Annotated in this window: 15 protein-coding genes; 14 read left to right on the plus strand and 1 reads right to left on the minus strand. The window is 53.2% G+C overall.

All coding sequences use genetic code 11. The features are described from left to right. The 12 genes from ACPGUT_RS14255 to ACPGUT_RS14310 all read left to right on the plus strand — a co-directional run. The coding region (locus ACPGUT_RS14255) for a U32 family peptidase C-terminal domain-containing protein (RefSeq protein WP_423992460.1) at positions 1 to 1,154 on the plus strand (1,154 nt) is incomplete at its 5' end. Positions 1,155 to 1,361: 207 nt separating this feature from the next. Then, entirely contained in the window at positions 1,362 to 2,819 is a 1,458-nt protein-coding gene (locus tag ACPGUT_RS14260; RefSeq protein WP_423992462.1) for a type II and III secretion system protein family protein, read from the plus strand. Positions 2,820 to 2,824: 5 nt separating this feature from the next. Then, complete coding sequence (locus tag ACPGUT_RS14265) at positions 2,825 to 3,499, plus strand: OmpA family protein (RefSeq protein ID WP_423992464.1); 675 nt, start codon at positions 2,825 to 2,827, stop codon at positions 3,497 to 3,499. 281 nt (positions 3,500 to 3,780) lie between these two features. Next, on the plus strand, positions 3,781 to 5,031 hold the full coding sequence (locus ACPGUT_RS14270) for an AAA family ATPase (protein WP_423992466.1): 1,251 nt from the start codon (positions 3,781 to 3,783) through the stop codon (positions 5,029 to 5,031). Between the two features lie 14 nt (positions 5,032 to 5,045). Continuing rightward, positions 5,046 to 6,485, plus strand: coding sequence for a CpaF family protein (locus ACPGUT_RS14275; protein WP_423992468.1), 1,440 nt, complete (start codon positions 5,046 to 5,048; stop codon positions 6,483 to 6,485). A gap of 3 nt (positions 6,486 to 6,488) precedes the next feature. Beyond that, a complete protein-coding gene (locus tag ACPGUT_RS14280) occupies positions 6,489 to 7,457 on the plus strand; it encodes a type II secretion system F family protein (RefSeq protein WP_423992470.1) in 969 nt (322 codons plus the stop codon). Positions 7,458 to 7,484: 27 nt separating this feature from the next. Further along, on the plus strand, positions 7,485 to 8,465 hold the full coding sequence (locus ACPGUT_RS14285) for a type II secretion system F family protein (protein WP_423992471.1): 981 nt from the start codon (positions 7,485 to 7,487) through the stop codon (positions 8,463 to 8,465). Between the two features lie 24 nt (positions 8,466 to 8,489). Then, positions 8,490 to 9,062, plus strand: a complete 573-nt coding sequence (locus ACPGUT_RS14290) for a tetratricopeptide repeat protein (protein ID WP_423992473.1) — start codon at positions 8,490 to 8,492, stop codon at positions 9,060 to 9,062. A 28-nt stretch (positions 9,063 to 9,090) separates the two neighbouring features. Then, the gene (locus ACPGUT_RS14295) at positions 9,091 to 9,948 is read left to right on the plus strand and encodes a tetratricopeptide repeat protein (RefSeq protein ID WP_423992475.1); all 858 of its coding nucleotides are present in this window, start codon (positions 9,091 to 9,093) and stop codon (positions 9,946 to 9,948) included. Positions 9,949 to 9,963: 15 nt separating this feature from the next. Next, positions 9,964 to 10,479: an A24 family peptidase gene (locus tag ACPGUT_RS14300; RefSeq protein WP_423992477.1), complete on the plus strand. Its 516-nt coding sequence runs from the start codon at positions 9,964 to 9,966 to the stop codon at positions 10,477 to 10,479. Positions 10,480 to 10,723: 244 nt separating this feature from the next. Continuing rightward, positions 10,724 to 12,034, plus strand: coding sequence for an ATPase (locus tag ACPGUT_RS14305; protein WP_423992487.1), 1,311 nt, complete (start codon positions 10,724 to 10,726; stop codon positions 12,032 to 12,034). Beyond that, a complete protein-coding gene (locus tag ACPGUT_RS14310) occupies positions 12,034 to 12,840 on the plus strand; it encodes an NAD(P)-dependent oxidoreductase (protein ID WP_423992479.1) in 807 nt (268 codons plus the stop codon). The genes ACPGUT_RS14305 and ACPGUT_RS14310 overlap by 1 nt, the downstream gene beginning before the upstream one ends. A 7-nt stretch (positions 12,841 to 12,847) precedes the next feature. Here ACPGUT_RS14310 and ACPGUT_RS14315 read toward each other — a convergent pair whose 3' ends face one another. Then, a complete protein-coding gene (locus ACPGUT_RS14315) occupies positions 12,848 to 13,342 on the minus strand; it encodes a LytTR family DNA-binding domain-containing protein (RefSeq protein ID WP_423992481.1) in 495 nt (164 codons plus the stop codon). A 453-nt stretch (positions 13,343 to 13,795) separates the two neighbouring features. Between ACPGUT_RS14315 and ACPGUT_RS14320 the strand changes: the two genes are divergently transcribed. Both ACPGUT_RS14320 and ACPGUT_RS14325 read left to right on the plus strand, forming a co-directional pair. Beyond that, complete coding sequence (locus ACPGUT_RS14320; protein WP_423992483.1) at positions 13,796 to 14,239, plus strand: PaaI family thioesterase; 444 nt, start codon at positions 13,796 to 13,798, stop codon at positions 14,237 to 14,239. Continuing rightward, positions 14,236 to 14,917, plus strand: a 682-nt coding sequence (locus ACPGUT_RS14325) for a crotonase/enoyl-CoA hydratase family protein (protein ID WP_423992485.1), incomplete at its 3' end; no start/stop codon positions are given. The genes ACPGUT_RS14320 and ACPGUT_RS14325, both read left to right, overlap by 4 nt.

Genomic DNA, 14,917 nt, shown 5'->3' on the forward strand with positions numbered 1-14,917 from the left:
TGCATGGCGCCATGTGCATGACCTATTCCGGGCGGTGTTTGCTGTCGAACTTCATGGCGGAACGCGGGGCGAATCAGGGCAATTGCGCCAACAGCTGTCGCTGGAACTATGGCGTGCGCATGCGCCTAAAAGACGGCACAGTACAGGAACTGGAAATCAACGACGATAACATTGATATGTTTGAGTTTTTGCTGGAAGAAGGCTGCCGCCCCGGGGAACTTATGCCGATCGAAGAAGACGGGCGCGGCAGTTATATCCTGAATTCCCGTGATCTGTGTATCATGCCAAAACTGGATGAATATCTGAAAATTGGCGTCGACAGCCTGAAAGTCGAAGGTCGTGGAAAATCGGAATACTACTGCGCCGTGGTCGCCCGCGCCTATCGTATGGCGATTGATGATTATTATGCCGATCCAGAGGGTTGGGATCCTAAACCCTATATGCGGGAACTCGAATCTGTCGGCAATCGCGGCTATACCCTGGCCTTCCACCACGGCCGTCTGAACAACCTTGCACATGACTATGAACACACCGCATCCCTGTCCCAGTGGGAATATGCCGGCGTGGTCTCAGACGTCACCGAAGATGCATTTCTGGTTGAGGTCAAGAATCGGTTTGCCGCCGGCGAGGTCCTTGAATTCATTTCGCCAATTTCGCGTGAAACCGTTCTGCTGCGCATGTATGATTTTGAAGACGCCGCCACAGGTGAACGCAAAGATGTCGTGCAAGGTGGCACCAAAACCACGATCCGCATTCCCTTTACCCTGTTTGACCACGAAGATCTCGACCAGCTCAAGGCGCGCTTCCCGCAGTATTCTGTGCTGCGCAAAGAAAAGGCGTTAAGTGATGAACAATGGAACCGCATTCGTTTTGACAAGCTGACCCAGGGTCTTGAAATCACGCAAAAAGACAACCCCAAAGCCTATGAACGTCGTCGCGATGCGCTGGCCGAAAGTATCGACCAAGACACCAATGAAAAAAGGTTCAAAACCAATCGTGTTGGGGTCGAAGGCTGCTGCGGAAAAGGCTGTAATGGCTGTATGATTTTCTGGGAAGACGATAAATACGAACTCGCCCGCAAGGTGTTGTTAAAACGCAAACAGGGGGAACAGCTGACCAAAGCTGAGGCCGCAGAACTTAAGTTGCCCGTGTAAAATCCAGCAACCCCAGGGGCATAGATACCTCATCTAGCAAGAAAAGGGAAAACACCCCCTACCCCCAGGCGGGTGTTGCCCTTGGCCCACAGGTATTACATCGCATTTTGCGAAGATTGTTGCCAAAGATGAATTTATGCGCCATGCTTTCAACCAATAAGGGCAAAAAATGCTCAGGCGAAGCAGTGATCGGAGAGGCAGGTCACAATGACATATAAACACTACCTTAAAGCGGGGCTGTTTAGCCTTGCCGTTTCGTTTACCAGTTCTCACAGTGTTTCAGCGCAATCCACCCCGGCAACATCCTTGCCGACATCCGGTTCCACCCTACGTGTGGTCCAGGGGCAGTCATCGGCGACACTACGTGTGTCTTTGAACCGGGCTGTGGTGGTTGAAACCCAGGTTCCATTTTCAGACATTTCGATTGCCAACCCTGGCATTGCAGAAATTTCCACAATCAATGAACGCACAATCTATGTGCTGGGCAAACTGCCTGGCCGGACGACGCTGACACTTTTGGCGGCAGATGGCCGTCTGCTGTCAAACGTCGATGTGCAAGTGTCCCCCGACATCGCAGAGTTCAAAGAACGCCTGCAACAAATTTTGCCGGGTGAACCGATCGAAGTGCGCACCGCCAATGACGGTATTGTTCTGTCAGGTGTTGTGTCTTCAATTGCACGACTGGATCGCGCCCTTGATCTTGCAGAACGCTACGCCCCTGGCCGCGTGTCCAACCTGATGGGCGTTGGCGGCACACAGCAGGTTATGCTGAAAGTTCGTTTCGCAGAAATGCAACGTTCCGTCCGCAAAGCCCTGAACGGCGGCGTGTCCATTCGCACAAGTGGCGTTGATGGCGGCATTTCAGCGGGTGGCGGATCAGGTGCATTGGTTCCAGGCACCACAGTTGGCGGCGCCGGCTCTACCGTTCTCAACATCAACAACGCAGCGGTCGGCGGGATTGCCGGCACAATTGGCATTGGTGATGTACAGCTCTCCGTTATGCTTGAAGCACTGGAAAGCCGTGGCGTTGTGCGCACACTTGCGGAACCAAACCTTGTTGCCCTCTCCGGGCAGGAAGCAAAATTCTTGGCAGGGGGTGAATATCCAATTCCTGTGGCTCAGGAAGACGGCGTTGTCACCGTGGAATACAAACCATTTGGTGTTGAACTGAATTTCACACCACGCGTTGTCGATCAGGATGTTATCAACCTGACACTCAGCGCCGCAGTCAGTGCCATCGACACGTCTAATTCCGTGAACACCGGCACCTTCAGCGTCTCAGCCTTTACCCGTCGCGAAACCTCTACAACTGTGGAAATGCGCGATGGCGAAAGCTTTGCGATTGCAGGCCTGTTGCAAGATGACTTCCGGGATCTGAACTCTCAGGTGCCATGGCTGGGCGACATCCCTGTCCTTGGTGCATTGTTCCGCTCTGCGGAATACACCCGGAACCAGTCGGAACTCGTGATCATTGTGACGGCACATCTGGTCAGCCCGACACGTGGCGAAGCCCTTGCATTGCCCACCGACCGGATCAGACCTCCCACAGAAGCAGACCTGTTTCTGCGGGGCCGTGTTGCATCTGAAGGGCGTGCTGCCACAGGTGCGGCCGCAGAAATTTCACGCCAGGATTTCTCTGGTTCCTACGGCTATGTGATGGAGTGAAGACCATGAAAAACAACACACTTCCCCGCACACGCCCTATGGGTCTGAAATCTGTCATCCTTGTTGCCGGTCTTGCAGGCCTCACCGCCTGTGCACCGGGGTCAAACCTGCAATTCTACAAAGAAGCTGGCAGCGTCATTGACCGTGGAAACTTCGGCAATGCCGCAATGCACAACACACTGATCCAGACCGGTCAGCTTGATTATGCTGTGAACCTTGCAAACCGCTTTGACGCAGAGGTGCCAAGCACAATCAACTTTGCTTTCAATGATGCATCCCTTGATGCCCAGGCCCGTCAGGTTCTGGTGCAGCAGGCGGATTGGATCAGACAGTTCCCAGAAGTAAAATTCCGTGTCTTCGGCCACACAGACCTTGTAGGATCTGATGCCTATAATCGTCGTCTCGGCCTGCGCCGGGCGCGTGCTGCGGTAAACTTCCTTGTGTCACAAGGCATTGAACGCAGCCGCTTGGAAGCGGTCAGTTCACTGGGTGAAACCCAGCCTTTGGTTCAGACCCAGGATCGCGAACGCCGCAACCGCCGCACCGTCACCGGCGTGTCTGGCTTTGTTCAGCGCAACCCAACCGTTCTGAACGGTAAATACGCCCAGATCGTCTGGCGCCAGTATGTGGCAAGTGCCGTACCACCCAGCCAGGTCACGGCTGCATCCGTTACGGAATAAAATCAAAAGACAGCCGGATTTAACCTTCCGGCTGTTTTCTTTTCTGCAAGCGGCTGTCTGTTTTCCGCTTACAGGGCCAAATTTGTCATTTTGTCGCTAAAAATTAGATAATTTTTAGAATCTGGCCGCAATGTTGCCCAATTCATCGTTCAAATTCAGAAGGTGTGTGTTCTTTTGTGGGATTCTTTATCCGACTCTCAGAACACGACATTAATTACGCAAAAATGCAGGCGTTGCCCGAATTATTAACCGGCGGCCTGTAACAAGGGATTATGAGGCAAATGTCGAGTAGCGCAATGTTGCAGCCAGAACCAGCGCCAATCATGGCATGTACCATCTCCCGGGATGTGCAGAATTTTGATCTGCTTATTGATGATATGGAAGCGGAACTTGGCGAAAGCTGGGGGGATCTCAGTTTTGAAGATGCCGCGGCCTTCTTTGATCAGCCCGAAGCAAATCAGCTGGAATTTGTCGCCATCGCCATCGATGACCATGATGAAGAACGCCTTGCAGATATCGGCGGTCTCATCAATCTGGCCAATGAACGCGACATCAAGGTCATCCTCATCGCCGAAGAAGTCAGCCCAATCGCCCTGCACCAGCTTCTGCGTATGGGTGCTGGTGATTTCATCCCCTACCCCCTGCCCGAAGGGGAATTGCATGCGGCGATCGAACGTCTGCGCAAACCGGCCCCAGCCGCTCCCGAAGCTGATGTACCTGAAGAACTGCGCACAACCATCCGGGCAACCGGTGATCGCAATGGCGTGGTTCTGCCTGTTCACGGTCTGGCTGGCGGCACCGGCGCGACCTCTATCGCTGTGAACCTGGCCTGGGAACTGGCCAATATCGAAAAAGAAAACGGTCCACGCGTGTGCCTGCTGGATCTTGACCTGCAGTTCGGCACGGTTTCAACCTATCTTGATCTGCCCCGACGTGATGCCGTCTATGAACTGTTGTCTGATACAGATTCCATGGACAATGACAGCTTCACGCAGGCCCTGCTGACCTTCAACGAAAAACTGCATGTGCTGACAGCCCCGGCTGAAATGCTGCCCCTGGATATTGTTGGGCCGGAAAACATCGACAAGCTGATCGAAACCGCCCGCACAAACTTTGACTATGTCGTCGTGGACATGCCATCCACCCTTGTGTCCTGGACAGAAACCGTTCTGCATCAGGCCCATGTGTATTTCGCGACCATTGAACTTGATATGCGATCCGCACAGAATGCGCTACGCATGATACGGGCGCTAAAATCAGAAGAACTGCCCTATGAAAAACTGCGCTACGCCCTGAACCGTGCACCCAAATTCACGGATCTGACCGGCAAAGGCCGTGTGAAACGTCTGGCCGAAAGTCTCGACATTACAATCGAAGTGCAGATCCCGGACGGCGGGAAACCCGTTGTGCAATCAGGTGATCACGGCCTGCCCCTTATGGAAACAGCCGCGAAAAACCCCATGCGTAAAGAAATTCAAAAGCTTGCAGCATCGATCCATGAGATCAATCAAGCTGCAGAGACCGGCCGTTAAGAGGACGTTTCATCATGTTTTCCAAATATAAAAAACCCGGCCAACCTGGCGCCGCCCCCAAAACCCAGGCCGTCGAAACGGCCCCGGTGGATGCCGTCCCACAGGAAGAAACCGTATCTGTGCGCCGCGTCGAAGCCAAACGCGCACCACAGTCTCCGACCCAGGACAAAGAAAAAAAGCGCAAAGAACGCCTTGGCGAAATCAAGTCAAAACTTCACAGTGAATTGCTGGACAACCTGAACCTTTCCGCACTTGAAAACGCCACGGAATCGGAACTGCGCCAGGAAATCATCGCAATCGCATCTGAATCTTTGGAAGAATTGGGTGTCGTTCTGAACCGGGACGAACGCAACAGTCTGAACCAGGAACTGTTTGACGAAGTCACCGGACTTGGCCCACTTGAACCGCTTCTGAAAGATGACACCGTCAACGATATTCTGGTCAACGGGCCACAGCAGATTTTTGTTGAACGCGATGGCAAACTTGAACTGTCCTCGATCACCTTCAAAGACGAACGTCACCTTCTGCGTATTATCGACAAAATCGTATCCGCTGTGGGCCGTCGTGTAGATGAATCAAACCCCTACGTCGATGCGCGCTTGCAGGATGGATCCCGTTTTAACGCCATGGTCCCCCCCGTTGCGGTGGATGGGTCGCTGGTGTCTATTCGTAAATTCAAAAAAGACAAACTGGGCATTGATGATCTGGTGAATTTCGGGGCTTTCACAGAAGAAATGGCCGCCTATCTACAGGCCGCCGTGTCCACCCGTCTGAACATCATCGTATCCGGCGGTACGGGGTCCGGTAAAACAACCACCCTGAACGCCCTGTCGTCCTTCATCGACAATTCAGAACGCATTCTAACGATTGAGGATACAGCGGAACTTCAGCTACAACAGATCCACGTGGGCCGGATGGAAAGCCGCCCGCCAAACGTCGAAGGCAAAGGCGAAGTCTCACCGCGTGATTGTTTGAAAAACGCACTGCGTATGCGTCCTGACCGCATTATCGTGGGGGAAACCCGCGGCGAAGAAGTGATCGACATGCTTCAGGCCATGAACACCGGTCACGACGGATCCATGACCACCATCCACGCCAACTCTGCCCGCGATGGGATTTCACGTCTGGAAAACATGATCGCCATGGCCGGGATCGAAATGCCTCTAAAAGCTGTGCGCAACCAGATCTCTTCTGCGGTGAACCTGATTGTGCAGGCCTCGCGCTTGCAAGACGGCTCCCGCCGGATGACCTCCATCACTGAAATCACCGGTATGGAAGGCGATGTTATCTCTCTACAGGAAGTCTTCCGGTATCAGCGTGTTGGTCTGACACCGGACAATAAAATCATTGGCCATTTCACGGCCACCGGCGTGCGGTCTCACTTCTCGGAACGCTTCCGCATGTGGGGATATGATCTGCCAGCTTCCATTTTTGAACCGATCGCGGCGGAGTAACCCATGTCCTTCAATCCGGAACTACTTATTTACGGCCTGGTTTTCGTTGGGGTCATTCTTCTTGTCGAAGGCATCTACCTGACGATTTTCGGAAAATCTATCAGCCTGAACAGCAAGGTAAACCGCCGTCTTGAAATGATGGAAAAGGGTCAAGGCCGCGAACAGGTTCTCGATCAGCTGCGCAAGGAAATGGAGCAGCACCTGAAATTCGACGGGATCCCGCTCTACTCCCTTTTGGCGGAAAAGGCGCAAAAGGCAAACATCGCATTTTCCCCCCAACAGCTTCTTATGATGATGGGGGTGCTGGCCGCTGTGGCCTTTGTCGGCTTGACTTACGGTACGACCGCAGCGCTTGAAATCCGGATTGGTCTGTCCGTGGTTATGGGCATTGCCGGTGTTTACATTTGGATCAATGGCAAAGCCAAAAAACGCCTTGCGATGATCGAAGAACAACTGCCTGACGCCGTGGATCTGATGGTCCGCAGCCTGCGTGTCGGCCATCCGTTCACCTCGGCGCTGACCATTGTATCAAAAGAAGTCCCCGATCCTCTGGCCACTGAAATTGGCGTTATTTCTGATGAGGCCGCCTATGGGCGTGACATTGGCGACGCTCTGAAAGATATGGCTGAACGTCTTGATATGCAGGATCTTCGTTTCCTTGCGGTTGCCGTCGCCATCCAGCAACAGGCGGGTGGCAACCTCGCAGAAATTCTGCACGGTCTGTCCCTTGTCATTCGGTCCCGTTTTCGCCTGTTTCGCAGGGTCAAGGCCATCACGGCCGAAGCAAAATGGTCCGGCATGTTTCTATCGTTCTTTCCCATCGGAGCATTAATCGCGATCAATGTTGCGCAACCCGACTATTACGACAAAGTCATCGACACACCTGCGTTCATCCCCGCCTGCCTTGTGGTTGCGGGCTTTCTGATCGTGAATGTTTTTGTCATGCGCTCTCTCGTTGACATCAAAGTCTGACACAGATTTTCAGACAGGAACAAACACATGTTTGAAACAATAAACCAATTTCTGATCGACACGATGGGAGAACTGGGCCCTCTGATAGCGATGGGGGGCATCGGGATTGTCCTGATCCTTGCGGTCGTGCCTGCGATGCTTTCCCAAAAAGAAGATCCGCTGGCCAAATTGAACCGCGAACAGAACGCGAAAGCTGCGGGAAAATCTCAGCAGCTTCGCTACAGCAACAAATCCGATAAGCTTGAAAAATACTCTGATTTCCTGGAACCTCAGGATGAAGAGGAATACTCTGCAGTTCGCCTAAAACTGCTTCAAGCCGGATATCCGTCAAAACAGGCGGTACGAACCTATCACTTCAGCCAATTCGCGCTTGGCATTGGCCTGCTCGTGGTTGGTGTTCTGGTCTCTCTCTATCAGCAGTCCACAGGTGAACCCACGACACAAACCACGGTTCTGACCATCATGATGCCCGCGCTGATCGGTTATATGGCCCCAAAATATTGGGTAAATCGCCGCGTGCAGGAACGTCAGGAAGAAATCACCAACGGGTTTCCGGATTCACTTGATATGATGCTGGTCTGTGTCGAAGCGGGTCAGTCTCTTGATCAATCCATCATCCGCGTCAGTGAAGAAATCCGTGCGGGCTTCCCCGCACTCGCTGATGAATTCGCCACCGTTTCGCATGAAATGAAGGCTGGTAAAGACAAAACTCAGGTTCTGCGGGACATGTCAGAACGCGCGGGGGTTCAGGATGTTTCCAGCTTCGTAACCGTTCTTATTCAATCCCAGACATTTGGTACCTCTATTGCAGATGCATTGCGCGTCTATGCCGGGGAAATGCGCGACAAACGGGTGATGCGTGCTGAAGAAAAAGCCAACACCCTGCCCACAAAAATGACTTTGGCCACAATGATGCTGACGGTTCCGCCCCTTCTCATCATTCTTATTGGCCCATCCGTATATGATATCGTAACATTGTTGGGCGGTGGCCTGAAAACCAACTTCTGACAACATGACGATTTGGAACAACATATGATAAAACGCATTCCAGCTTTACCATCCCTACTGGCGCTGGGATGTTTGTTGATGGCCTGCGCTGAAGGCGGGCTTAACCGGCAATCTGACAGCCCCTACGCCCCGCGCGCGCGATATGACACGGCAGACGCGGTTGACGGGCTGATCGTTGGGCACCGGCTGATGGCCGCGGGGGAATATGATCTTGCACTGGATGCGTATTATCGCGCCGCCGGCCAACACGGGCTGACAGCGGACACTCTTTCTGGCATTGGCTCTGCGCAGCTTAAATTGGGGCGATTGGGACAGGCCGAAGCCTCCCTGCGTCAGGCCGTCGCCGAAGGTGAAGAATTCCCCGAAGCCTGGAACAACCTTGGTGTTGTCCTGATGGAACGCAACAAAACCGCCGAGGCCGTCGAAGTTTTCCGTCGCGCCTATGCCCTTGATAGTGGCGAAAGTGACCCTATCCGGGACAACTTACGCGGTGCTATCGCAAAAAATGATCATCTCGCATATAATGGCGAAAATGAGGAAAAGTTTGACCTGATTGGCCGGGGGAACGGCAGTTATCTTCTGCTATCCCCGTCCTAAACGGCAACGAGCAATAAAGGACGCAAAAATGCGCCACCCATTGGTAATTTCCATCTGCCTTGCGGGCAGTATCGCGCTTGCTGGCTGCCAGAAAAGCGGTGAACAGGACGTCGAACGTGTTCTCGAAGATCTGAACGTCATCGACGAAAGCAACCTTAACGATGTGATGCTGAATGCGGCGGATCCCAACGAAGCCGTGGCTTATTTCGCGCGGACAGCCGCTGCCAACCCGGATCGCATCGATGTCAAACGCGGGCTTGCAACCTCTCTCATTCGGGCGGGCAACCCGGATGACGCGCTGGCGGTCTGGAAAGAAGTCGTAACCCATCCCGAAGCCACACCCGCTGATCACGTGAACCTTGCAGATGCTCTGATCCGCACCAACAACTGGGACGAAGCCCAAGCCGCGCTGAACGCCGTGCCGCCGACCCATGAAACCTATAAACGCTACCGCCTAGAAGCCATGGTCGCGGACAGCAACAAAGACTGGGAACGTGCCGACAGTTTCTATGAAACCGCTGCGGGTCTGACAACACAACCCGGCGCCGTCTACAATAACTGGGGCTATTCAAAACTGACACGCGGGCAACACCGTGACGCGGAACGTCTGTTCCAACGCGCCCTGTCATTTGACCGTAACCTGTTCACAACAAAGAATAACCTGGTTCTCGCCAGATCCCTGCAGCGCAACTATGAACTGCCCGTCATTCCTATGACACAGACGGAACGCGCCATGTTGTTGCACACAACGGCCCTGTCAGCGATCAAACAGGGGGACATTTCCATTGGACGGTCCATTCTGGAAGAGGCAATCACCACCCATCCGCAGCATTTTGATGCCGCCGTGCGCAGCCTGCGCGCCCTTGATAACAACGTAAACAACTGACGGCGACCCCAACCAATGGAAACGACATTTCTAAGCGCACTCTGGTTTCTGCCTTTTGTGCTGCCTATCTGTATCTTGGCTGCATTCAATGACATGAAATCCATGAAAATTCCAAATTTTCTGGTGCTTGCCCTGTTGGCAACCTTCATCGTCATCGGCCCCTTCGCGCTTGGGTTTGAAACCTGGGCCTGGAGATTGACACATTTCGTCGTTGTGCTGTTTTGTGGTATCCTTCTGTATGCGACCAGACAACTCGGTGCAGGGGATGCGAAATTCGCGGCCGCAATGGCCCCTTTTGTGGCCCGTGCCGATTTTGGTATGTTCTTCAGCCTTGTTGCCGCTTGCTTGATCATCGCCCTCATCGGGCATCGCATTCTGGGTGCCATCCCGGCCATACGAAATCGGACCCCAGACTGGGCCAGCTGGACAACGGATCCAGATGCCCGCTGGTACAAACGCCGCTTTCCCGTTGGCTTGTCCCTCGCCATGTCATTGGTGATTTACTATCTTCTGGCCCTTTATGCGGGCTGATCAACCTGCGCCACGCCACTAAACACCTAAGATTAAGGGGAAACCCTTAATCTTCACGCGGGCTTTGATATTTCAGAACCGCTTGTATTTACCTGCAAGCCGCCGCATTCGGACTGGTTTACAGTCAGATAACACGTTAGCCTTAGTTGCAGTTTGATACAAAAACCGTTGCCAGTATTATTGTTTCTCCACCGCCCTGAAAGTAGAATTTGCCATACGGCATCCACACGTGGAACATCAGAATATGGACATGCAACCCACCGGCGTCACACCGCCCCCTGCTCCGCGCACACTGCAGGCGATGCAACTGCCGCCTGTCATGATGCGCGACATCATGCTGAAAACGATGTTTCGCAAGAATACCGAACAGGTCAGTGAACTTGCCAAGGCCATCTGCCTGCCTGTGCCCGTAACCCAGCAGCTTGTGGATCAAGGCCGCGATCAGCGCCTGATCGAAGCCACCGGGACAATGCATGCCACATCCAGCAATGAGATGGGCTATCAACTGACTGATCTGGGCAAAGCACGTGCAGAAGATGCTCTGAAACAATCAGAATATTTTGGCGCAATGCCCGTGCCCCTTGATGTGTATCGTGAACAAATCAAACGCCAGTCAATCCGCGATATCACCATCACCCGCAAAAAACTGACCGATGCAATGGGGCATCTGATTTTGCCGGACGAACTGCTGGATCATTTGGGGCCGGCGGTCGGATCCGGGCGTTCGATCCTGATGTATGGTCCCCCCGGCAACGGTAAATCATCGATTTCCAACGGTATTCGAGATGCCCTTGGTGATAAAATCTATATCCCCCGCGCCATTGAATACGCGGGTCAGGTGATCACCGTCTATGACCCGATCGTGCACAGTGCCGCAGAAGAAATGGTCGATGATCCCAACTCTCTTCGTCGCACATCCAACCGCTTTGACACACGTTATGTCCTGTGTGACCGCCCAACCGTAATCACCGGCGGGGAACTGTCCCTGTCCATGCTGGATCTGGTCTACAACCCCACCGCCCGCACCTATCAGGCCCCTCTTCAGCTGAAATCCACCGGCGGCGTCTTTATCGTCGATGACCTTGGCCGTCAGGAAGAACCACCCCAGGCCCTGGTCAACCGCTGGATTGTTCCGCTTGAGGAAAACAAAGATATTCTGGCACTGCAATCCGGTGAAAAATTCGAGGTTCCCTTTGACACGTTGGTCATTTTCTCGACCAACTTCCACCCAAATGAGATCTTCGATAAGGCGGCCCTGCGCCGGATCTTCTTTAAGATCAAAATTGACGGCCCCAATCAGGAAGATTTCCTGAAAATCTTCGCCCTTGTTGCCCGGAAAAAGAAAATGCCCCTGGACGAAGCTGCCCTTGTGCATCTTCTGAAGAAAAAATATCCGACGATTGACAATATCTACGCGAACTATCAGCCTGTCTTCCTCATTGATCAGATGATTTCGATTTGCGAATTCGAAGGTATTCCCTATCAGATGTCACCTGAACTTATTGATCGGGCCTGGGCAAATATGTTCGTAAAAGAAGAAAAGATCGTACACTGATGAAAACCGGAATTGCGGGCTGCGGACGTATGGGTGCCCCGATGCTAGATGCCCTTCGCGCCGCTGGCATTCCGGCTTTTGGCTATGATATCAAAGCACCTGCCGATTATGGAAAACTGTCCAAAGCCATGACAGATGATCCGGATCTTTTCGCAAAAGATCTGACATGCCTCTTTACCGTGGTGCGCGACATCGCCCAAACCGAACAAGTTCTGTTCGCAGATCAGGCCTTCATCACCCGCGCCCAGGATCTGAAACGGGTTGTGATTTCCTCCACCCTTTCGCCCCGTTACGTCCGGGATCTGCGGGCGCGTATCCCACAGCATATCGCCCTAATCGACGCCCCCATGTCTGGCGCAGCCATCGCCGCACAACAGGCGCGCCTGTCTTTCATGCTGGGCGGCAAGACCACCGACATTGCCAAAATACAGCCGCAACTCAACGCGATGGGAAAACATTTCCACCATATGGGAGAGTTCGGCGCTGGCATGTCCGCCAAGGTTTTGAACAACCTGCTGGCAGCCTCCAACACCGCGATGACACGCATGGTGCTTGACTGGGCCGATGATGCGGGCATCGAAGAAAGTGCCCTTCTCGACCTGATCCACACCTCTTCTGGCCAGAACTGGTTCGCCAGTGGTTTTGACGATATTGAATTCGCCCGCGATGGCTATACCACCGATAATACGATTAGTATCCTGGTAAAAGATGTCGAAAGCGCCCTGGATGCGGCCCCGGATCAGGCGGACACTTCTTTGCCAGAGACCGTGCAACACATGATCCGTCGGTTAAAACCCCGCACTTAACAGCACATTACAGCCAGCCTTCCGCCCGGACTTTCGCCTCGCAGCTGCGGCTCACTGGAACACGGCTGCCATCCTCAAGCTGCAACGTTATTTTGCCACCTGACTTTTGCCCCTGACGGACCTGATCCCGTGATACCCAATGGGATCGATGCACAGTTAAACCCAGATCTTCCGGAATTTCCTTCAAAGCATCCCGCAACCGCATCCGCAGCCGTGACATTCCTTTGTCTGTATAAACCTCAACCAGATGATCCTGAACCGACACCCTAATCAGCGTCCCCCGCATTTCTTCGGACAGACGCAACAACAACGGAATGTCTTCATTCTTCGCGGGGCCTTTGTCTTCCTGTTCAGACGGATCCGTTTCGACCAAAACAGTCCCATTCCGGATCAACCCCAAGGTTACAAAAACCAACATCGCGGTACAGAATGCAAAGAGATACAGCATCGGCATCTGGGGCGATAAATACGTCATGTCATCGGAAAAAAATGGGTAAATCATTGTGCCCACCGGGACAATCACCAAGGCAAATATCAAACTCCCGCTAATTCGGCGCAACCAATAGGGGCAGCCTGGCAATAGGGTTTTTGAAACAGCCAACAACAAAGACAGCAGTCCTGAAGAAAACAAGACAATAATCGCCCAGAACGCCCCGGCCCAGCCAGCGACCAGATGCTGACCGGTCCCAAAGGGTCCGGTTGCAACGAACAAAACCCAGATCAGAACAGCCGTATTGAAATTTGCCCGGCAAAAAAATGCCCTGCAAAATTCAGACCCGACACCATTTAACGCCTTACGAAACATAATCACCACTTGCTCATCTGAAAATGTGGTTACAATGCCACCTAATCACTTTCAAGCTTTCTGCATCATTTAAGCCTACGTTACGGAATTTGCCGCAACCTTATCAAAACGTGCCAGAATGGCTGTGACCCGCAATTAAGAGGCAAGCCAATGGATTTTAAATTCCGCTACACCGGGGCCGTAGACCGTGCACGCAATGGATTTGCACGTCAGGGCATGATGGAAACCCTGAAAGCTCAGATGGAAGTTCTGAAACCCGGGTTCTGTGAAATCACCGCCCGCATCCGCCCCGAAGTCAGTCAACAAAATGGCTTCGCCCATGCGGGACTGGCCTTTGCCATTGGCGACAGCGCAGCTGGCTTTGCCGCCCAAAGCCTTATGACCGAAGGCATGGATGTGTTGACCACAGAAATGAAAATTCACCTCATGGCACCGGCACAGGGCAACAGTCTGGTGGCACGGGGATCTGTCCTGAAATCCGGGCGTACACTGACAGTGGCAGAAGCAAAAGTTTATGCCCAAAGTGGTGACACCGAGATTTTGGTAGCCGTCCTGCTGGGCACGATGATGGCAGTAAAGGACACTGGCCAATGAACCAACGCATTCAGATCACAGAAGAAAATCAGATCGCCTTTGTTCGCCTGTCTCGCCCGGAAAAACGAAACGCGCTTGATCTGCAAATGCTGGAAGCCATTTCACAAGCTGGCACAGATCTTGCCAGCCGAAACGACATCCGTGCCGTCGTTTTACATGGCGAAGGCGATGCCTTTTCCGCCGGCCTTGATCTGAATGAAATGCCAAAGCTTGCCCAATATGTGGCGCAGAACGGCGGCATCATGCAGCGCAGCCATGGGGATGCAAACCTGTTCCAGCATGTCACAACCGTCTGGCGCACCCTGCCCCAACCCGTCATATGCGCCCTGCATGGCTATGCCTTTGGCGGTGCATTTCAAATTATGCTTGGGGCAGATATGCGCATTGCCGCACCGGATTGTCAGCTTTCGATCATGGAAGGGCGTTGGGGTCTGATACCCGATATGGGGGGGATTTCCCTGATGCGCCGCCTGGCACGCGAAGACATTTTGCGCCGCCTGACATATACTGCGGAAAAATTCACCGCGATTGACGCATTGTCCTGGGGCTTTGTAACCGAAATCTCAGATAATCCACTGACCCGCGCCTCCGAAATCGCACAGAACATTGCCGGACGAAGCCCGGATGCCACACGTTGCGCAAAAGAACTGTTCAACAGAACTGAACTGACCGACACCG

This window comes from Halocynthiibacter sp. (assembly GCF_049608145.1).
In the GTDB taxonomy this organism is placed as follows: domain Bacteria; phylum Pseudomonadota; class Alphaproteobacteria; order Rhodobacterales; family Rhodobacteraceae; genus Halocynthiibacter.

Coding starts and splice junctions, on each gene's coding strand:
- ACPGUT_RS14285 (WP_423992471.1), top strand. CDS start 7,485: ATGTTTGAAACAATAAACCAATTTCTGATCGACACGATGGGAGAACTG.
- ACPGUT_RS14270 (WP_423992466.1), top strand. CDS start 3,781: ATGTCGAGTAGCGCAATGTTGCAGCCAGAACCAGCGCCAATCATGGCA.
- ACPGUT_RS14320 (WP_423992483.1), top strand. CDS start 13,796: ATGGATTTTAAATTCCGCTACACCGGGGCCGTAGACCGTGCACGCAAT.
- ACPGUT_RS14305 (WP_423992487.1), top strand. CDS start 10,724: ATGGACATGCAACCCACCGGCGTCACACCGCCCCCTGCTCCGCGCACA.
- ACPGUT_RS14310 (WP_423992479.1), top strand. CDS start 12,034: ATGAAAACCGGAATTGCGGGCTGCGGACGTATGGGTGCCCCGATGCTA.
- ACPGUT_RS14290 (WP_423992473.1), top strand. CDS start 8,490: ATGATAAAACGCATTCCAGCTTTACCATCCCTACTGGCGCTGGGATGT.
- ACPGUT_RS14300 (WP_423992477.1), top strand. CDS start 9,964: ATGGAAACGACATTTCTAAGCGCACTCTGGTTTCTGCCTTTTGTGCTG.
- ACPGUT_RS14280 (WP_423992470.1), top strand. CDS start 6,489: ATGTCCTTCAATCCGGAACTACTTATTTACGGCCTGGTTTTCGTTGGG.
- ACPGUT_RS14315 (WP_423992481.1), bottom strand. CDS start 13,342: ATGATTTACCCATTTTTTTCCGATGACATGACGTATTTATCGCCCCAG.
- ACPGUT_RS14265 (WP_423992464.1), top strand. CDS start 2,825: ATGAAAAACAACACACTTCCCCGCACACGCCCTATGGGTCTGAAATCT.
- ACPGUT_RS14275 (WP_423992468.1), top strand. CDS start 5,046: ATGTTTTCCAAATATAAAAAACCCGGCCAACCTGGCGCCGCCCCCAAA.
- ACPGUT_RS14295 (WP_423992475.1), top strand. CDS start 9,091: ATGCGCCACCCATTGGTAATTTCCATCTGCCTTGCGGGCAGTATCGCG.
- ACPGUT_RS14260 (WP_423992462.1), top strand. CDS start 1,362: ATGACATATAAACACTACCTTAAAGCGGGGCTGTTTAGCCTTGCCGTT.